The following is a 20432-nucleotide window of genomic DNA, read 5'->3' as shown; positions in this document are numbered from 1 at the left end:
TAATAAAGGTTTATTGGAATTACCATATCTATTATCAAGATACTCTTATACTGAAAATTTTAGTGGCTGTTTTGTGGCTTCTTTTTATTTTACGCCACTTGAAATTAACTTTATAAAAAAGAAAAAGCCCTGACACCATAGTATCAGGGCTTTTTTCTCTCTTAGTATAGAGACATATATTGATCGCGTTCCCATTGGTGAACTTGCGTTCTAAAGATATCCCACTCAATCTCTTTCGCTTCGATGAAGTGCTCAAGTAAATGATCACCTAATGCGCCACATACGATTTCATTAGCTTGTAAAGTAACTAACGCTTGCGCTAATGTTGCCGGTAAGTCAACGATACCTGCTTCTTCGCGCTCTTCTTTTGTCATTACATAAATGTTACGATCTACTGCAGCTGGCGGAGTTAATTTGTTTTTAATTCCGTCAAGACCTGCTGCTAATAATGTAGCCATTACTAAATATGGGTTTGCAGCTGGGTCAACACTACGTACTTCTACGCGTGTACTAATACCACGAGATGCAGGGATACGTACTAATGGGCTACGGTTTTGTGCAGACCATGCTACGTAACAAGGAGCTTCGTATCCAGGTACTAAACGCTTGTAAGAGTTTACAGTTGGGTTTGCTACCGCTGTAAATGCTGGTGCGTGTTTTAAAATACCTGCGATGAAGTGACGAGCATCATCACTTAATTGTAAATCACCGTTTTGATCGAAGAATACGTTCTCACCATTTTTAAATAATGATAAGTTACAGTGCATACCTGAACCGTTCACACCGTATAATGGTTTTGGCATAAATGTTGCGTGTAAACCATGTTTACGAGCGATTGTTTTTACAACAAGTTTGAATGTTTGAATGTCATCACATGAGCGAATTGCATTTGCATATTTAAAGTCAATTTCGTGTTGACCTGGTGCAACTTCATGGTGAGACGCTTCAATTTCAAAGCCCATTTCTTCAAGTTCAAGAACGATATCACGACGACAGTTTTCCCCTAGATCCATCGGCGCAAGGTCGAAGTATCCACCGTTATCGTTTAATTCTAATGTTGGATTTCCTTTTTCATCAACTTTGAATAGGAAGAATTCTGGCTCTGGTCCAAGGTTGAAATCTGAGAATCCTAAAGCTTCCATTTCTTTTAACACACGTTTTAAGTTGTTACGTGGGTCTCCATCAAACGGAGTGCCATCCGCATTGTAAATGTCACAAATTAGACGAGCAACTTTACCTTTTTCAGCTGTCCAAGGGAAAATTACCCAAGTATCTAAGTCAGGATATAAATACATATCAGATTCTTCAATACGTACAAAACCTTCAATCGAAGATCCATCAAACATCATTTTGTTATCTAGAGCTTTCGTTAATTGTCTCACTGGAATCTCTACGTTTTTAATTACTCCTAAAAGGTCCGTAAATTGTAAGCGGATATACTTTACATTCTCTTCTTTCGCCAAACGGAAAATATCTTCTTTTGTGTATCTAGACATTATAAATTCCTCCTTAGTCCCTCTAATCGCCTTCAGAATCAGTTATCTTTAGTGGAAAAACCTTGAAATATCACCTTGTCGCAATGAAGTTCGATTAAATCTACCTGTATGTTGTAGTTCATCTCGAAGTATTTTGCGAAGCTCAGTTTTTGAAATTTCTTTCGTTTCTTCTTTCACTTTCACTGCTTCTGTTTGATTTTCTTTCATTAGTAACACTTGCTTAATACCAGCCATATTCAAGCCTTGATCTAATAAATCTTTAATCTCTAACAACTTATCTACATCGTTAAATGAAAATAACCTACGATTCCCCTTTGTACGGGTTGGAGAAACAAGATTATGCTCTTCATAGTAGCGAATTTGACGTGCAGACAATTGTGTTAAATCCATAACAATACCAATAGGAAACAGCGGGGCAGAACGTCTATCTTCTTTCATCGTTTCAGTTCCTCCTTCGCCTTAACTGTTTCTCATTTTATACCATGTTATGTTTAGTGTCAATAGATGTTAGCTTTTCTTACATGATTTTTTTGTAGATTTTTTCATTCTTTTTTCTAATGGCACAAATCATTACTTTCACACGAAAAAAGCTGCCGAAATCGACAGCTTCCCTTTAAGAAATTGTTAATAGACTTTTTTCAATTAACGCATCAATCGCAGAACAAATCGCAATCTTTACATGCGAATAAGTTAACCCACCTTGTACGTAAGCAACATAAGGTGGACGAATTGGTCCATCAGCCGACAATTCGATACTTGCACCTTGAATAAACGTCCCCGCAGCCATAATTACATCATCCTCATAACCCGGCATATAGTTTGCATATGGAGTGAAATGAGAATTAATTGGAGATGCATATTGAATCGCTTGACAGAACGCAATCATACGATTTTTATCATCAAACTGAACAGATTGAATTAAATCCGTTCTTGACGCATTCCACGCTGGTGATGTATTCATTCCTAACTTCTCTAAAAATGCTGCTGTAAAAATCGCACCTTTTAGCGCTTGTCCCGCAACATGTGGCGCTAAGAAGAAACCTTGATACATTTCTAGCAGACTGTATAAAGATGCCCCTGCTTCCGCACCAATCCCCGGAGATGTTAGACGATATGCACAAGCTTCAACATACTGTTCTTTACCGACAATGTAACCACCCGTTTTAACAATCCCCCCGCCAGGATTCTTAATAAGAGAACCTGCCATTAAGTCCGCACCAACATGACATGGCTCTTGTTCTTCAATAAACTCGCCATAGCAGTTATCTACAAATACAACAACATCAGGTTTAATCTCTTTCACAAACGCAATCATCTCTTTAATTTGCGAAACAGTAAACGACGGACGGGTAGCATATCCTTTTGAACGCTGAATACCAATCATCTTCGTATTACTATGGATTGCAGCTGCAACAGCTTCAAAATCCACAAGCCCCGCTCCAGTTAGCGGAACCGCGTTATATCCAATATTATATTCTCTAAAAGAACCTACACCTTTCCCGCGCACACCAACGATTTCTTCTAGCGTATCATACGGTTTCCCCGTTATGTATAGTAACTCATCTCCCGGACGTAAAATACCAAATAAAGCTGTTGAAATTGCATGAGTACCCGAAATAATTTGAGGACGAACAAGACCCGCTTCTGCTCCAAATACATCCGCATACACTTTCTCTAACGTATCACGACCAATATCATCATACCCATAACCTGTCGTCGGAATAAAATGTGAATCACTAATTTTATGTTTACGAAAACTTTCTAGCACACGAAATTGATTACTCTCAATTACTTCATCCACACGTTTATGCACTTCTATAATTTGATTTTCTACTTCTTTTACGATTGGAGCAATTTTTTCTCCATTTTTCAAACGATCAAACATTATTATTTTCTCCTTCTTCCACTAAAAATCTCTTTAATTGCCCATTAAGCGATGAATGAGCAAATATATATCCTGTACAATCATATACAAATTTATCTTCTAGAAACTCCATTTTAGTTAATAACGTTTCTGTCTTTAAAAGCGTTAACAATCTACCTTCACTCGGAGGAATTTCCACTTGATAATCATCCATTTCTTCCTTCATCTTCGTTTCTATCGCTTCTTTTATACGCAGTAAATCACTTTCTTCAAACGCACTAGTCATTAAGAAATCACTTTTCGGAAATGGAATGAAGTTTTGATGCAATTTATCTTTTTTATTATATAACGTAATAATAGGAATATGGTTAATTTCAAGGTCTGACAATAATTGTTTTACCGTCTGCTCATGCCCTATATAATTAGGATCTGCCGAATCAACAACATGTAAAATAACATCCGCTTCACCAGCTTCTTCTAACGTAGATCGAAAAGCAGCGATTAATGACGTAGGTAAATCTTGTATAAAACCAACCGTATCAGTCAAAAGCACTGTATAACCATAAGGTAACGGCATCTTTCTCGTCGTTGGATCTAGCGTTGCAAACAATAAGTTTTCTTCAAACGTATCAGCTTCCGTTAATCTATTAAACAACGTAGATTTTCCTGCATTTGTATACCCAATTAACGAAACTTGAAACACTTTATTATCTTTCCTTCTCTCACGATATCTTTTTCGATGTTCTACAACAATCGCAAGTTGCTTCTTTATTTCATCAATACGTGATCGAATATGACGACGGTCTGTTTCAAGCTTCGTCTCTCCCGGTCCTCTTGTACCAATTCCACCACCGAGACGTGATAAAGACAAACCTTGCCCCATAAGGCGCGGCATTGTATATTGCAACTGAGCTAGCTCTACTTGGAGCTTACCCTCTCTTGATTTCGCACGTTGCGCAAAGATATCTAGTATTAACTGCGTTCGGTCAATCACTCTCGCATCTAATACTGAAGATAAATTCCGAATTTGGCTTGGCGTTAACTCGTTGTTAAAAATAATAACAGCTGGTTCTAATTCTTCAGTTAACAGCGTAAGCTCTTCCAGTTTACCTTTTCCTATATAAGTCGCAGGATGAAACTTCGGGCGCTTTTGCGTCGTTGATACTAACACTTCCGCTCGCGCAGTCTTTGCTAGCGATACAAGCTCTTTCATGGAATGCATAAATTTTTCATCATCATCTTGCGACAATTGACAGCCAACTAATATGACTTTTTCTTTTTCTTCCATCAAATATGTTCACTCATCCTTTTCGAAATTTAAACCTTCTAATATAATAGCAGAGGAAGCATATTTCATCTAGTTAGCGGGGGAGAAAATTCATGGCATGGGAGATTTTTAGCATCATAGGCACAATCGCCTTCGCACTAAGCGGAGCCATTGTTGCAATGGAAGAAGATTATGATATTTTCGGGGTATATATTTTAGGAATGGCAACCGCATTTGGGGGAGGTGCCCTTCGTAATTTATTAATTGGTTATCCAATCGTCGCATTTTGGCAACAAGACATGTTATTCCAAATCGCACTATTATCAATGACGATTATTTTTCTTTTTCCAAATAAGTTAATTAGACAGTGGAAAAAGTGGGAAAACATCACGGACGCCATCGGTTTATCAGCATTCGCTGTACAAGGAGCACTCTATGCTCAAAAACTAGATTTACCAATTAGCGCTACAATCGTAGCTGCTGTTTTAACAGGCATCGGCGGCGGTATTATTCGCGACCTTTTAGCTCGCAGAAAACCTCTTGTCCTCCGAGCTGAAGTATATGCGTTTTGGACGATTTTAGCAGGTTTCTTAATTGGTGCTAAAATTATCGTTAGCGATTGGGCTCTATACACCTTATTCATTTTAATTGTTTGCTTCCGCATGATTTCTATTCATTACAAATGGCATTTACCGCATAGACGTATCGATACAAAGGAACGTTCAATGCATAAATAGCACTCTAACCTCTTTACATATCGTAAAGAGGTTTTTCTTTTCTAACGAGTTTTTCTTTACATAATGTTAATACTAATTTTTAAAGCGAGGTGAATACAAATGACAAACCATGTTAATAAAGGCGCTCAAAAAAGCTCAGTAGACCAAATTACACACGATCCTAATTCAGCACACGAAAAAAGCGCTAAAATGGAACACTTCCATAAATCTTACCAAGAAAAAGCGAAAAAAGAGTAACGTACTTATACATCAAAAAACAGACGCACAGTTTACGTACTGTGCGTCTCCTCTTCAAGCATCAAATCCATACTTGATATCCCAATTAAATCATATTTATCATAAGTATCCTCTTGTAACAATCGCATAGCTTGTGTGCGAATTGATTTTTCAACAATATTCCGTACGTATCGCCCATTACTAAACGATGTAATTTGTGACGAATACTTTACCGCGTGTAAATGATCTCTAAATTTCCACTCTGCTTCTTTTGACAACTGATATTCACGCTCTTCATACATTCTCTTTCCAATTTCCAACAACTGATTTACCGAGTAATCCGCAAATTCAATAATAAATGGAAAACGAGATTGTAATCCTGGATTTAATGAAAGAAAATGATTCATCTCTCTTGAATATCCAGCTAAAATTAATACAAAACCGTGCTGCTTATCTTCCATATGCTTCACAAGTGTATCAATAGCTTCCTTCCCAAAATCCTTCTCTCCACCCCGCGCTAATGAATACGCTTCATCAATAAATAAAATACCTCCCATAGCCTTCTTTATTAAATCTCTTGTCTTTTGCGCTGTATGACCGATATACTCACCTACAAGATCAGCACGTTCAGCTTCAACTAAATGCCCCTTCGATAAAATATTCATCTCAAACAACAATTTCCCTATCATTCTAGCAACGGTTGTCTTCCCAGTACCGGGATTCCCCCTAAATAACATGTGAAGCACTTGCTTCTCAGACTTCAACCCCACCTCTTGCCTTTTTTTATTTACATAAATCCAAGCATAAATTTCTTTTATTATCTTTTTTATTTCATCCATTCCAACAAGCTTTCCCATCTCTTCTTCAATTCTCTGCAACATTTCATGTTTAGTAGTGGTTTCACTTGAAATTTCCGTTTTGTTTTCTGCTGCCGGTAACGAAATTTTCTTTCGATGGTTTAACACAATATTAATTTGATTGTTATTTTTCTTACGCATAGATTGTTCCATATAATCACCTCATTTTATCCACTCACCAAATATTATTATTCCCGTCCCCCTTGCGAATGCCTATTTTCAGAAAAGTTTGCTATAATATAAGAAATAATTAAGGTGGTGGGACTATGGAAACAACGGAATTCCATGATACAATACAAGCCTTTTCTATTTTTTTATTGAATAAAGGCCGAAAGTCTTCAACCATTAAACGTTATGTTTATGACATTGAAGATTTTGGACATTGGTTAGAAAAAAACAAAAAGCTCCCTTCCAGTAATATATGGGCAACACTTTGTACAAAAGACTATGAAGATTACTTTTCAGACTTAAAAAAGAATCGACACTACTCTGAGAAAACAATGCATCGTGTATTTATTGTATTAAATAGAATGCATCATTTTCTTAACATTCCAAATCCATTAAAGAATATGGAAATTACTATTCAACCCAACCGTGCATTGCGTAATGAAGATTTCATTTCATACGATGAAGAAAAAAGATTAAAGCATATAGTCACTTCATTAGAAGGACTTTCAGAAAAACAACGTCCTGTTCGTCCATTATTAATGGATCGTAATATCGCCATTTTAAGTCTCTTGATCGACTACGGACTATCCTTACAGGAACTTACAGCATTAACTATGCATCACGTTCATTTTGAAACTAATACACTTTCTATTCCAGCAACCGCAGGAGTAGAAAGAACAATCACATTAGCAACCGAAGACAAAAAACAACTGTACACATATTATAAAAGTATTCCAGAACCAGTTCGTCCTAAATACCATAGTAATGATCCGTTGTTTGTTGCATTCGATTTTAACCGCGGAACATACAGATGGGTATATGAAAACGACGCACCAAAAGCACTAACAGAAATCGCTATTCAAAAAATGATCCGACTTGAAGTAGCAAGAGCGAATTTACGTAAAGGCATTTCTGGACAACATTTCCGGAACACGTTTATTTTACGCCTAATAAAAAAACAAACCCCAGAGCCAGAGATCATAAAATTAGTTGGCTTCAAATCAAAAATTTCACTAAAACGATATTATCAATATGCTGAAAATAAAAAAAACGCCCTATAATAAGGCGTTTTTTTATTTTTTTCTCGAAACAATTAATTTCACTATGACCATTTAACCATTCCCTGCATCTACTATGATGAGTTTCGTTCACATTCTTATTAGAAAGGAGAGATTTAATGTCTCGCTTTAACGACAATCAAAATAAACACTCCAATCCCTGCTTTCCAACTAGCGCTGGACGAATTCCAACTACCCCAACGATTCCAATTACTAAAGCGCAAATTAGAACATTCCGTGCAATCATTAACGATTTAATAAAAATAATCCCTAAACTTTTCGCCAATCCATCTCCCAAAAACATTGAGAATCTAATAGATACATTGCACCTACTAAGCAAATTCATCTGTTCACTAGACACTACTTCCGCTCTGAAAGCACAAGGATTAGCCATCATTAAAAACTTAATAACTATATTAAAAAATCCAACCTTCGTAGCAAGTGCTGTATTTATTGAACTTCAAAACCTAATTAATTATATACTATACATTACAAAACTATTCCGAATCGACTCTTGCACGCTTCAAGAGCTTCTTAAATTAATAGCAGAATTACAAACTACTCTAGTTAATTCAGCTTCGTTCGGCAGAGGACCTACTGGACCTACTGGACCTCAAGGTAATACGGGCGCTACTGGCGCTACCGGTCCTAGAGGTAACACGGGCGCTACTGGCGCTACCGGTCCTAGAGGTAACACGGGCGCTACTGGTTCCACTGGACCTAGAGGTAACACGGGCGCTACTGGTGCTACCGGTCCTAGAGGTAACACGGGCGCTACTGGTTCCACTGGGCCTAGAGGTAACACGGGTGCTACTGGTGCTACCGGTCCTAGAGGTAACACGGGCGCTACTGGTGCTACCGGTCCTAGAGGTAACACGGGCGCTACTGGTTCCACTGGGCCTAGAGGTAACACGGGTGCTACTGGTGCTACCGGTCCTAGAGGTAACACGGGCGCTACTGGTTCCACTGGGCCTAGAGGTAACACGGGCGCTACTGGTTCCACTGGGCCTAGAGGTAACACGGGCGCTACTGGTTCCACTGGGCCTAGAGGTAACACGGGCGCTACTGGTTCCACTGGGCCTAGAGGTAACACGGGCGCTACTGGTTCCACTGGGCCTAGAGGTAACACGGGCGCTACTGGTTCCACTGGGCCTAGAGGTAACACGGGCGCTACTGGTTCCACTGGGCCTAGAGGTAACACGGGCGCTACTGGTTCCACTGGGCCTAGAGGTAACACGGGCGCTACTGGTTCCACTGGGCCTAGAGGTAACACGGGCGCTACTGGTTCCACTGGGCCTAGAGGTAACACGGGCGCTACTGGCGCTACCGGACCTCAAGGTGTTCAAGGTAACACAGGTGCTACTGGACCTCAGGGTATTCAAGGTAACACAGGTGCTACTGGTTCCACTGGACCTCAAGGTATTCAAGGTAACACGGGTGCTACTGGTTCCACTGGGCCTCAAGGTGTTCAAGGTAACACGGGTGCTACTGGTTCCACTGGATCTCAAGGTGCGCAAGGTAACACAGGTACTACTGGTTCTACTGGACCTCAAGGTGTTCAAGGTAACACGGGTGCTACTGGTTCCACTGGATCTCAAGGTGCGCAAGGTAACACGGGTGCTACTGGTTCCACTGGGCCTCAAGGTAACACAGGTGCTACCGGACCTCAAGGTGTTCAAGGTAACACGGGTGCTACCGGTTCCACTGGACCTCAAGGTGTTCAAGGTAACACGGGTGCTACCGGTTCCACTGGACCTCAAGGTGTTCAAGGTAACACGGGTGCTACTGGTTCCACTGGACCTCAAGGCGCTCAAGGTAACACGGGTGCTACCGGACCTCAGGGTGCTCAAGGTAACACGGGTGCTACCGGACCTCAAGGCGCTCAAGGTAACACGGGTGCTACCGGACCTCAAGGTGCACAGGGTAACACGGGTGCTACTGGTTCCACTGGACCTCAAGGTAACACAGGTGCTACCGGACCTCAAGGTGTTCAAGGTAACACGGGTGCTACCGGTTCCACTGGACCTCAAGGTGTTCAAGGTAACACGGGTGCTACCGGTTCCACTGGACCTCAAGGCGCTCAAGGTAACACGGGTGCTACCGGACCTCAGGGTGCTCAAGGTAACACGGGTGCTACCGGACCTCAAGGCGCTCAAGGTAACACGGGTGCTACCGGACCTCAAGGTGCACAGGGTAACACGGGTGCTACCGGTTCCACTGGACCTCAAGGTGTTCAAGGTAACACGGGTGCTACCGGTTCCACTGGACCTCAAGGCGCTCAAGGTAACACGGGTGCTACTGGTTCCACTGGACCTCAAGGTGTTCAAGGTAACACGGGTGCTACTGGTTCCACTGGGCCTCAAGGTGTTCAAGGTAACACGGGTGCTACCGGTTCCACTGGACCTCAAGGTATTCAAGGTAACACGGGCGCTACCGGACCTCAAGGTGTTCAAGGTAACACGGGTGCTACTGGTTCCACTGGACCTCAAGGTGTTCAAGGTAACACGGGTGCTACCGGTTCCACTGGACCTCAAGGCGCTCAAGGTAACACGGGTGCTACCGGACCTCAAGGTGTTCAAGGTAACACGGGTGCTACTGGTATAGGAGTTACCGGACCTACTGGACCTTCTGGTGGGCCTCCTGGACCTACTGGACCTCAAGGTGTTCAAGGTAACACAGGTGCTACCGGACCTCAAGGTGCGCAAGGTAACACGGGTGCTACCGGACCTCAAGGTGCTCAAGGTAATACGGGTGCTACTGGACCTCAAGGCGCTCAAGGACCAGCGGGTGCTACTGGACCTCAAGGTGTTCAAGGTAACACAGGTGCTACCGGACCTCAAGGTGTTCAAGGTAACACGGGTGCTACCGGACCTCAAGGTATTCAAGGTAACACGGGTGCTACCGGACCTCAAGGCGCTCAAGGACCAGCGGGTGCTACTGGACCTCAAGGTGTTCAAGGTAACACGGGTGCTACCGGACCTCAAGGCGCTCAAGGTAACACGGGTGCTACCGGACCTCAAGGTATTCAAGGTAACACGGGTGCTACCGGACCTCAAGGTGTTCAAGGTAACACAGGTGCTACCGGACCTCAAGGTGTTCAAGGTAACACAGGTGCTACTGGTATAGGAGTTACCGGACCTACTGGACCTTCTGGCGGGCCTCCTGGACCTACTGGACCTCAAGGTATTCAAGGTAACACGGGTGCTACCGGACCTCAAGGTGCTCAAGGTAACACGGGTGCTACCGGACCTCAAGGCGCTCAAGGACCAGCGGGTGCTACTGGACCTCAAGGTGCTCAAGGTAACACGGGTGCTACCGGACCTCAAGGTGCTCAAGGTAACACGGGTGCTACCGGACCTCAAGGCGCTCAAGGACCAGCGGGTGCTACTGGACCTCAAGGTGCTCAAGGTAACACGGGTGCTACTGGACCTCAAGGTGTTCAAGGACCAACGGGTGCTACCGGTATAGGAGTTACCGGACCTACTGGACCTAGCTTCCCAGTAGCGACAATCGTTGTAACAAACAACATCCAACAAACAGTACTCCAATTTAATAACTTTATTTTTAGTACTGCAATTAACGTAAACAATATTATCTTCAACGGCACAGATACAGTTACTGTTATCAACGCTGGTATTTATGTAATTAGCGTATCCATCTCTACAACTGCACCAGGATGTGCTCCGCTCGGAGTAGGAATTTCAATAAATGGAGCAGCCGCAACTGACAACTTCTCTTCAAATCTAATAGGCGACTCACTTTCATTTACTACAATTGAAACGTTAGCAGCTAGCACAAATATTTCTGTCAAATCTACCCTTAGTGAAATTACAATTCCCGAAACAGGCAACACTAACATCCGACTTACTGTATTTAGAATCGCTTAAATTTCACTATTTATTGTTTATGGCAAATAAAAAAAGAGCGAGAAACTCGCTCTTTTTTGTTATGTACAATCATTCATTACTACTCTAATTCAATTGAAACATTTTTTTGTGGTACAAATGTAGAAATTGCATGTTTATAAATAAGCTGTTGCTTACCTTCTGTTTCCAGCAGGACTGTAAAGTTATCAAAACCTTTAATTAATCCACGAAGCTGGAAACCATTTAATAAGTACAGCGTAACGAACGTATTCTCTTTACGGAGTTGATTTAAAAACTGATCTTGAATATTGATTGATTGCTTCATGTCGAATCCTCCTCTTTTTCTCTACTTACTATTATTCGACTTTAGTTGTAGCTTTCCTTCTATGTATCGTAAAATTTCTGACGTTTTTTCACCATCAGTAACATCGAACCACGTGACATCCATCTTATTACGGAACCACGTTAATTGACGTTTGGCATAACGGCGTGAATTCGTCTTTAATTGTGATACCGCTTCTTCTAAAGATACACGATTCTCAAAATAATCATATATCTCTTTATAACCAATCGCTTGAATAGATTGACAATCTCGCACTCCTCTTTCATGTAGACCTTTTACTTCTTCTAATAAACCTTGTTCAATCATTAGGTTAACACGTAAGTTAATGCGATCGTATAGCATTTCTCGATCCATTGTCAAGCCAATTAATGAAACATCGTACAGTAACTCATTTTCTTGTTTTTCGAGCTGGTTACTCATTTTTTCACCCGTCGTGTGAAAAATTTCTAACGCCCGAATAACACGCCTTACATTATTGGCATGAATACGCTCCGCACTTTCTGGATCTACTTCTTGCAACTTTTTATGTACATATTCCGCACCGTGTTCTAATGATAACTTTTCCATCTGTTCTCGGTATGTAGCGTCCCCAGCCTCATCTGTAAACTGGTAATCGAATAGAACAGATTGTATATAGAGACCGGTTCCACCAACAATAATTGGTAATTTCCCGCGCTCTGTAATTTCTCGAATGCACTTACGGACACGTTCTTGAAATTCCGCCACAGAAAATGAATCTTCCGGATCTTTTATATCAATCATATAATGCGGAATTCCGTCCATCTCATCTGTCGTCACCTTTGCAGTCCCGATATCCATCGTACGATAAATTTGCATGGAATCACCACTAATAATCTCACCATTGAACGCTTTTGCAAGATCGATACTTAATTTCGTCTTCCCGACAGCAGTTGGCCCAATGATGACAGCAACTTTTTCATGTTGCACTTCTCCCATATCATTCAACTCTCTTTATGTAATATACTCCATCTATTGATTATACCCAATCTTACCAATTTTAACGGCATGATTGCAAGTTCTTTGAATCCAGTACATGAAATTATACATAAAAAAAAGAGCATAGCTTGTCCAATTCTGCATATACATGATAAAAAATAGCTCGGAGAGGGTGCAATGACTATGAAACAAGCGACTATCGATTTTCCATTATTAATAAAAGACCTTATTTTAGCTACTGCTACAAAAGAACAAAATTGTTCACAAGAAGAATTATACTTCGCACTAAATTGTTTACTACGTTCCTTTCATTCTACTCTTCAAGAAACAGCGTTACATCCAGAAAATAAAAATACAGAGTATATGCAAACTCAATTTTGCACCGCATATAAAATTATTACAGGTAAAACAATTTACCCTTTTCAATAATTCTTATATAAAAAAACGGCTGCTTAGACATTTTCAAGCAGCCGTTTTTTATTTTAATACATTATTTGATAACTTTCACTTTAACGGATTTACGACCCCAACTATCAGCAGTGCTATCTGAACCAACTAAAACATCAATACGATTTCCTTTAATCGCGCCACCAGTATCTCCAGCAATTGCTTCTCCATATCCTTCCACCCACACTTTTGATCCGAGAGGAATTACTTTCGGATCAACAGCAATAACTTTCATATTTGGATTCGCTGTTAAATCATGCCCCATCGCAGTTAACACACGACCACCATATGTGCCATTTTCACTCGGATTAGCTGTGTAAGCTGTCGCTTCTACTGTTATTTCACGACCACCAGCAGGTGCACTTGTTTCAGTAGATTTCGTCACTGGTTTAGCTGCCGGCTTCGCTTGCGCTACTGGTTTACTTGATGCTCCACTTTTAACAGATTCTTTTCCGTTAACTGCCGTTTCATTTTTGGCCGGAGTTTTCTCCTTAACTGATGCATCATTTTTAACCGCCGTTTTCACCTTAGTTGGTGCTTCATCTTGAGCTGGAACTTCTTTTCTTTCAATAACAGGTGCTGTACCTGTTAAAAATGGTACGTGAACATACGCCGCTTTCCCACCATATTCGAATTGTAACCATTCGTTTTGTACTTGATTTGTCGTTTCAATCAAGTCATCTTTTTTAAGCGTACCAAGAATTTCTGAATCAGTATTCGCTCCAGCACGAACGTTTAATACATTTGCTGTTACATAATAAGAATTTTTCGTAAACTCAGCACTTACAAACGCTTCTTTGCCATCTAATTTAATTTTGGACCATCCGTTTTCTGTATTTATAACATCTAATTTATTTCCACTTAGCATTTTACCTACAAGCTTTGATTCTACAGTTGGGTTTTCTCTAACGTTTAATACATCTGTTGTTACAATCGTTTCCGCTTTAGCAGAACCTGCAAAAATCCCAAGACCAAAAACTGCTGCTGTTGCTATACCTAATAATTTTTTCATGAATAGCCTCCATTTGCTTTGTTTTCGTGTTCTCATTATAACAACAGTTTTTTGTAGAATTTCGAAAATCACACAATTACAAAGCATTCGTAATAAACGATTAATGATTTGTAACATAAATTTCCATATTAAAGAATTGTATTTCTACCAAAATCAGCAATAGTTTTCATATATTTCTCACAAATTAGTATAAGAATTTTTTTCCAGAAAAAATTACAGTATTACTTTTTTGTTACAAAAAAATCACTTTTCATTACATCTTTTACCAAAATCCATCATAATCCAATTATTAAATTACTTTTTGTAACGAAAAAGGAACAACTCCTATTAGCTGTCCCTTTTTATCTTTTATTTAACTTTCTTCTTCCAAACACCTATCATAATAGCTGAAACAATCGTCCCAATTAATATAGAGAAAATGTATAGCAACGGTTTATTCACTAATGCGATAACAAACAATCCACCATGCGGTGCCGGCAATGTAATTTGGAATAACATAGATAAGGCACCCGCGATACTTGAACCAACAACACAACTTACTATTACTCGAACCGGATCGGCAGCTGCAAATGGAATCGCACCTTCTGTAATAAACGATGCTCCCATAATATAATTTGTTAAACCAGATTTACGTTCCGCTTCTGTAAATTTTGTTTTAAAGAATGTGGTTGCGAATGCAATCGCAAGTGGCGGTACCATACCACCAGCCATAACTGCTGAGTGCACTCCAAAATTCTGTGCTTCTATTGCAGCAATACCAAATGTAAATGCCGCTTTATTAATTGGACCACCCATATCAATTGCCATCATACCACCTAAAATAAGACCTAATAATATAGCATTCGTACCGTTCAAACCATTTAACCATCCGGTTAACATTTCATTTAATGCTACTACAGGCGGGTTTACTACTTTTTGCATTACAACTCCTGTAATCAATAATCCAAAGACTGGATATAACAAAACAGGTTTAATTCCTTCTAACTGTACTGGTAATCCTGAAAATAATCTTTTCAATCCTAAAACAACATATCCAGCTAAGAAACCAGCAATTAATCCGCCTAAAAATCCAGCATTCGCATGTGCTGCTAAAAATCCACCGACAACACCAGGCATAAAACCAGGACGATCAGCAATAGAACTCGCAATAAATCCAGCTAAAATTGGTACAAGGAATAAAAACGCACCTGTTTTTCCTCCACCAATAGACATGAACAATTCAGCTAAAGGGCCTTCTGCCTTTATGCCACCAACTGCAAACGCTAGTGCAATTAAAATTCCACCACCAACAACGAACGGAAGCATATTACTTACACCGCTCATTAAATGCTTATAAATTCCCAGCCCCTTTTCTTTCTCTACATTTTCTGCCTTCCCATCCTCTTTTACACCTTTAAAGATGGGTGCATCTTGTTTTATAGCTCGATTAAGAAGGATTTCAGTTTTTCTAATCCCATCGGCGACTGGTACTTGAATGACATGCTTCCCAGCAAAACGATTCATTTCTACTTGTTTATCTGCAGCTACAATAATAGCCGTTGCGCGCTCAATGTCCTCTTTCGTTAAATCGTTTTTAACACCTGTTGATCCATTCGTTTCAACTTTAATCGCTATCCCTAACTCTGCTGCTTTTGCTTTTAAACTATCCGCAGCCATATATGTGTGAGCGATTCCAGTTGGACAAGCTGTAACAGCTAATACGTATGGTTCATTCCCTTCTGGCTTTACTACTTCAACTTCTTCTTTTTCACTCTCTTTTTCATCAAATAAACTAAGAAGTTCCTCTTCATCCTTTGCTTCTAATAATTGTTTACGAAAACCTTCATCCATTAATAATGTAGATAGACGAGACAACGTTTCTAAATGAGTATTATTCGCCCCTTCACTTGCAGCAATCATAAAGAATAAATGTGCGGGCTGTCCATCAAGTGATTCATAGTTGATACCGCTTACACTTCTACCAAAACAAATCGATGGTTGTTTAACGGCATTCGTCTTCGCATGAGGTATAGCAATACCTTCACCAATTCCTGTTGTACTTTGTGACTCTCGCTTTAAAATAGCTTCTTTAAATTCAGCTTTACTATTTAAACGATTTGCCCCGCTTAACTTTTCAACTAATTCATCTATGACAGCTTCTTTATTTGAAGCTGTCAAATTCATAATGACTGTATCCCTTTTTAATAGTTCTGTAATTTTCATATGTTACTTCCCCCTATCGCTTAACTACAACTACTTGCGACAATAATTCTTCTACTTTTTCCTTTGTACATAAATCTGCTGAAAATGCTGTTGCACTCCCCGTTGCAACACCATATTGAAATGCTTTTTCAATATCTTTTGTCTGTTCATATTTACCTACAAATCCTGCAACAAGTGAATCTCCTGCCCCAACTGAATTAATTACAATACCTTTTGGAACAGTTGCTTCATATATACCTTCTGCCGTAAATAATAAAGCCCCATCTCCTGCCATTGATACTATAACGTGCTCTACACCTTGTTCGATTAATTTTCTTCCATACGGTAAAATGTCTTCTACTGTTGAAAGCTCTACTCCGAATAACTCACCAAGTTCATGATGATTTGGCTTTATTAAAAATGGATTGTTTTTAGTTACATGCTGCAGTGCACTTCCACTTGCATCTACTACTACACGAATACCTTTTTCGGCTCCAAACGCTGCGATTGATTCATAAAAGGTAGTTGGAATAGAAGAAGGTACACTTCCAGCTAGTACAACACTATCTCCAGGTTGCATACTTTCGATTTTTTTCATCAATTGTTCAAATTGCTCATTTGTCACAATAGGGCCTTGTCCATTTAGCTCTGTTTCTTCTTGCCCTTTTATTTTCACATTAATTCGAGAATCTCCATCTACTTGGACGAAGTTTGTTGTTACACCTTCCGTCTGCAATACATCTTTAATAAATTGACCAGTAAATCCACCCGTAAATCCAAGCGCTACATTTTCAACACCTAAACGATGAAGAACACGAGAAACATTAATCCCTTTTCCTCCTGGAAACTTCATATCTTTCTCTGCTCGGTTTACTGTTCCTAAATCGAAAGAATTAACTTGTACTACATAATCAATAGATGGGTTTAAAGTAACTGTATAGATCATTGTTTATCAGCCTCAATTACATTGGTTTGTCTTTTATATTTTTCTAAATCAATTTCTAAATGATTTGTAATAATGCTTGCATCTTCAACATTTGCAATTTTCGCAAACGCAACTTCTGAAAATTTACTTTCATCAATTAAGAAATACCCTTCGTTCGCTAATATTAATGCCATTTGTTTCAAGAGTGCTTCTTCTGGATCTGGCGTTGTATACCCTAACTGTTCATGTACACCATTAGCTCCTAAAAAACATTTATCAAATCGATACTTCTGCATACTTTCCTGTGCCATCGCACCGATTAAAGCTTTCGTCCTACTCTTCATCATCCCGCCTAGTAAATACGCACGAATATTATTTTCAACTAAAGCTTCAATGTGCATAAGTCCATTCGTTACGACAGTAACATCTTTATTTATTAAAAATGGAATCATTTCAAATGTTGTACTTCCTGCATCTAAATAAACGCAATCCCCTTGTTCAACAATACTAGCCGCATACTTGGCAATTTGTTGTTTTATTTGAATGTTTTTGGATGATTTTTCAATCATCGTTGGCTCCTGTCCTTTGCCTGTTAAAACAGAGGCACCACCATGAACTCTTTTTAATAACCTTTGTTTTTCCAATTGCGCTAAATCACGACGAATTGTCGATTCAGAGCTTTCTGTTCTTTCCACTAATTGCTGTAATTTAACCACTTTTTGTTCTTTCACAAGTTGTAGTATCATTTGATGACGTTCAGGAGTTAACATCTTCTTCACCTCTTCTTTGATTACAGTATAATGAAAACGATCACAAAAATCAACCATAAACAATCATATATAATCACAAACATCCAAAAACAATTATAAATAACCAAAAATAAACCTATTTGACATTATAATCAAATAGGTTTCTACTCTCAATTCACTTATAAAGAAGCTTTATAAATTTCAAGAACATCATCTTTATTTAATTTTTTAAAGTTACCGAATTCACCATAAGCCATCGCTTTATCCGCCATTAAGTCAATTTCACTTTCTCTAATAGCGTAATCAGCTAATGTTACTGGCGCTTCAATCGAAGTCCAAAATTGACGTAACGCCTCAATTCCCTCTAATGCAACCTCTTTATCGGTCTTCCCATCTGTTTCTACATCGAATACACGAATAGCGAATTGTTTAAAACGACTTACATTTTCATCTACAACATGCTTCATCCAGTTCGGGAATAAAATCGCAAGGCCACCCCCATGTGGTATATCATGAACAGCAGAAACTGCATGCTCAATATTATGAGTTGCCCAATCTCCTCTTACTCCCATTGCTAAAATACCGTTTAAAGCCATCGTTCCGCAATATAAAATCGTTTCCCTATGCTCATAATTTTCTAAATCACTTAAAAGCTTAGGAGCTGTTTCAATTACTGTTTTTAAAACAGATTCACAATAACGATCTTGTAATTCTGTATTCGTGCCGTGATGGAAATATTGCTCTAATACGTGCGACATAATATCGACCATACCATAAATTGTTTGATCTCTCGGCACAGACGCCGTATGAACTGGATCTAAAATTGAAAACTGCGGGAATGTAACTGGACTACCCCATCCGTACTTTTCATTCGTTTCCCAATTTGTAATTACAGACCCTGCATTCATTTCAGAACCTGTTGCTGCAAGAGTGAGTACAGTACCAAATGGTAACGCCTCGCTAGCAAATGCTTTTTTTGTTACAATATCCCATACATCACCATCATATTTACTACCTGCAGCAATCGCTTTCGTACAGTCGATTACACTTCCTCCACCAACTGCTAAAATAAATTCGACTCCATTGTCTTTACAAATTTGAATCCCTTTCTTTACAGTTGATAAACGAGGATTCGGTTCAACACCTGTCAATTCAAACACTTCCGCACTTATATCCTTTAAAATAGAACTTACATTATCATAAATACCGTTTCTTTTAATACTTCCTCCTCCATATACGAGAAGAACTTTCTTACCGAACTGTGGAATCTCAGTTTTTAACTGCTCTAATTGTCCTTTACCAAAAATAAGTTTTGTTGGATTACGAAATACAAAATTTTGCATATACCTTTACCATCCCTTCCATATGAAAAGCAACTATACTTTTGTATACCACACTTTTTAAATTTCACAAACAAATTTGCTTAACAAAAAAATCCCAGCCTTAAAGGCTGAGATTTTTTATTGATAATAAGGCGAGATCATTAAGTAAACAATAACACCAGATAAACTTACATATAACCAAATCGGCATCGTCCAACGCACAATTTTACGGTGACGTGTTAATTGATTTGTAAAACCAAATACAAGTGCAAACAATGCAAGTGGTACAATAATCGCCGCAAGGATAATATGTGTTATTAAAATGATGAAATAAACATACTTAATGAATCCTTCTCCACCAAAATGTGTCGCTGGCGCCAAGTAATGGTACGATAAATATGAAACACAAAATAGTAAAGTCGTTGTAAATGCTGCAAGAATAAATCCACGATGCATTTTTACATTCTTTTTAATAATAGAGAATAATGCTGCTAATAAAAATACAAACGTAAAACTATTAAAGATTGCATTTAACATTGGTAAAATTGTTACATCAAAATGTACTTCTCCTTCATAGCCAACAGGCCCAAAGAACAAAAATAAAATAATCGCATTTACAAGTACAGAAAGCGTTATCACAATAGGAGCATAGCTTTTCTGATTAGTTGATTGATCCACCAAAATGGTCACTCCTCTTCCTTCAAATATGTATACGTAACCTCACTATTTTAACATATTATTCACAGTGTAAATGTGACAATAGTTTGACACAGTTAGATGAGGCAAAGAAAAAAATCCTTCTTAATAAAACTTCTTAAGAAGGATTTTATCGCTTTATTATTTAAATAGCAATGGAATTAGTTTTTGTTAAAAAACGTATTGCTATACGCTTGATATATTTCAGACACTTGATATCCCATTAATGAAATTGCTGTTAATGAAAAGAAACCAATCATAAGAAATCGAA

Annotated in this window: 18 protein-coding genes; 5 read left to right on the top strand and 13 right to left on the bottom strand. The window is 39.1% G+C overall.

From position 1 onward, the window contains the following. Nucleotides 1–161: 161 nt before the first annotated feature. The 4 genes from glnA to hflX form a co-directional block, all read right to left on the bottom strand. Complete coding sequence (glnA, locus tag QCI75_RS09195; RefSeq protein WP_353760315.1) at nucleotides 162–1496, bottom strand: type I glutamate--ammonia ligase; 1335 nt, start codon at nucleotides 1494–1496, stop codon at nucleotides 162–164. A 48-nt stretch (nucleotides 1497–1544) separates the two neighbouring features. Next, nucleotides 1545–1934 carry a transcriptional repressor GlnR gene (gene glnR, locus QCI75_RS09190; protein WP_000656783.1) on the bottom strand — a complete coding sequence of 130 codons (390 nt, stop codon included), beginning with the start codon at nucleotides 1932–1934 and terminating at the stop codon, nucleotides 1545–1547. Between the two features lie 175 nt (nucleotides 1935–2109). Continuing rightward, on the bottom strand, nucleotides 2110–3381 hold the full coding sequence (locus QCI75_RS09185; RefSeq protein ID WP_353760314.1) for a methionine gamma-lyase family protein: 1272 nt from the start codon (nucleotides 3379–3381) through the stop codon (nucleotides 2110–2112). Beyond that, nucleotides 3374–4648 (bottom strand): GTPase HflX, encoded by a 1275-nt coding sequence (hflX, locus tag QCI75_RS09180; protein WP_353760313.1) that lies wholly within the window; start codon nucleotides 4646–4648, stop codon nucleotides 3374–3376. Before hflX ends, QCI75_RS09185 begins: the two co-directional genes overlap by 8 nt. A 92-nt stretch (nucleotides 4649–4740) precedes the next feature. Between hflX and QCI75_RS09175 the strand changes: the two genes are divergently transcribed. Both QCI75_RS09175 and QCI75_RS09170 read left to right on the top strand, forming a co-directional pair. Then, on the top strand, nucleotides 4741–5364 hold the full coding sequence (locus tag QCI75_RS09175) for a trimeric intracellular cation channel family protein (RefSeq protein ID WP_002146207.1): 624 nt from the start codon (nucleotides 4741–4743) through the stop codon (nucleotides 5362–5364). Between the two features lie 99 nt (nucleotides 5365–5463). Continuing rightward, nucleotides 5464–5601, top strand: coding sequence for a hypothetical protein (locus tag QCI75_RS09170; RefSeq protein WP_186320978.1), 138 nt, complete (start codon nucleotides 5464–5466; stop codon nucleotides 5599–5601). A 32-nt stretch (nucleotides 5602–5633) separates the two neighbouring features. Here the strand turns inward: QCI75_RS09170 and spoVK are convergent, their stop codons facing one another. After that, a complete protein-coding gene (gene spoVK / locus QCI75_RS09165) occupies nucleotides 5634–6590 on the bottom strand; it encodes a stage V sporulation protein K (RefSeq protein ID WP_098779902.1) in 957 nt (318 codons plus the stop codon). 113 nt (nucleotides 6591–6703) lie between these two features. Here spoVK and QCI75_RS09160 point away from each other — a divergent pair, with 113 nt between their 5' ends. Beyond that, on the top strand, nucleotides 6704–7666 hold the full coding sequence (locus QCI75_RS09160; RefSeq protein ID WP_353760312.1) for a tyrosine-type recombinase/integrase: 963 nt from the start codon (nucleotides 6704–6706) through the stop codon (nucleotides 7664–7666). 116 nt (nucleotides 7667–7782) lie between these two features. Then, a complete protein-coding gene (locus QCI75_RS09155) occupies nucleotides 7783–11550 on the top strand; it encodes a Gly-Xaa-Xaa repeat protein (RefSeq protein WP_353760311.1) in 3768 nt (1255 codons plus the stop codon). 79 nt (nucleotides 11551–11629) lie between these two features. On the opposite strand, the gene hfq is transcribed toward QCI75_RS09155, so the two are convergent. Together hfq and miaA are read right to left on the bottom strand one after the other, a co-directional pair. Further along, complete coding sequence (gene hfq / locus QCI75_RS09150; RefSeq protein ID WP_000813896.1) at nucleotides 11630–11854, bottom strand: RNA chaperone Hfq; 225 nt, start codon at nucleotides 11852–11854, stop codon at nucleotides 11630–11632. Nucleotides 11855–11875: 21 nt separating this feature from the next. Continuing rightward, nucleotides 11876–12829, bottom strand: a complete 954-nt coding sequence (gene miaA / locus QCI75_RS09145; RefSeq protein ID WP_144508679.1) for a tRNA (adenosine(37)-N6)-dimethylallyltransferase MiaA — start codon at nucleotides 12827–12829, stop codon at nucleotides 11876–11878. 183 nt (nucleotides 12830–13012) lie between these two features. Here miaA and QCI75_RS09140 point away from each other — a divergent pair, with 183 nt between their 5' ends. Next, entirely contained in the window at nucleotides 13013–13258 is a 246-nt protein-coding gene (locus tag QCI75_RS09140) for a hypothetical protein (RefSeq protein ID WP_002199601.1), read from the top strand. Between the two features lie 61 nt (nucleotides 13259–13319). Here QCI75_RS09140 and entD read toward each other — a convergent pair whose 3' ends face one another. The 6 genes from entD to QCI75_RS09110 all read right to left on the bottom strand — a co-directional run bounded on the left by entD (nucleotide 13320) and on the right by QCI75_RS09110 (nucleotide 20146). Further along, entirely contained in the window at nucleotides 13320–14288 is a 969-nt protein-coding gene (entD, locus tag QCI75_RS09135; RefSeq protein ID WP_144508680.1) for a cell wall-binding protein EntD, read from the bottom strand. Between the two features lie 348 nt (nucleotides 14289–14636). After that, complete coding sequence (locus QCI75_RS09130; RefSeq protein WP_144508681.1) at nucleotides 14637–16490, bottom strand: PTS fructose transporter subunit IIABC; 1854 nt, start codon at nucleotides 16488–16490, stop codon at nucleotides 14637–14639. 13 nt (nucleotides 16491–16503) lie between these two features. Continuing rightward, on the bottom strand, nucleotides 16504–17415 hold the full coding sequence (pfkB, locus tag QCI75_RS09125; RefSeq protein WP_144508682.1) for a 1-phosphofructokinase: 912 nt from the start codon (nucleotides 17413–17415) through the stop codon (nucleotides 16504–16506). Beyond that, on the bottom strand, nucleotides 17412–18164 hold the full coding sequence (locus QCI75_RS09120; RefSeq protein WP_144508683.1) for a DeoR/GlpR family DNA-binding transcription regulator: 753 nt from the start codon (nucleotides 18162–18164) through the stop codon (nucleotides 17412–17414). The genes pfkB and QCI75_RS09120 overlap by 4 nt, the downstream gene beginning before the upstream one ends. 158 nt (nucleotides 18165–18322) lie before the next feature. Further along, nucleotides 18323–19486, bottom strand: coding sequence for an iron-containing alcohol dehydrogenase (locus tag QCI75_RS09115; protein WP_353760310.1), 1164 nt, complete (start codon nucleotides 19484–19486; stop codon nucleotides 18323–18325). A gap of 117 nt (nucleotides 19487–19603) precedes the next feature. After that, entirely contained in the window at nucleotides 19604–20146 is a 543-nt protein-coding gene (locus QCI75_RS09110; protein ID WP_002137842.1) for a DUF420 domain-containing protein, read from the bottom strand. Between the last annotated feature and the right edge of the window lie 286 nt (nucleotides 20147–20432).

This window comes from Bacillus cereus group sp. RP43, assembly GCF_040459645.1.
Classification (GTDB): Bacteria; Bacillota; Bacilli; order Bacillales; family Bacillaceae_G; genus Bacillus_A; species Bacillus_A mycoides_C.
Note: the sequence above shows the minus strand (reverse complement) of the source record. Positions and strands in the feature narration are given on the sequence as shown.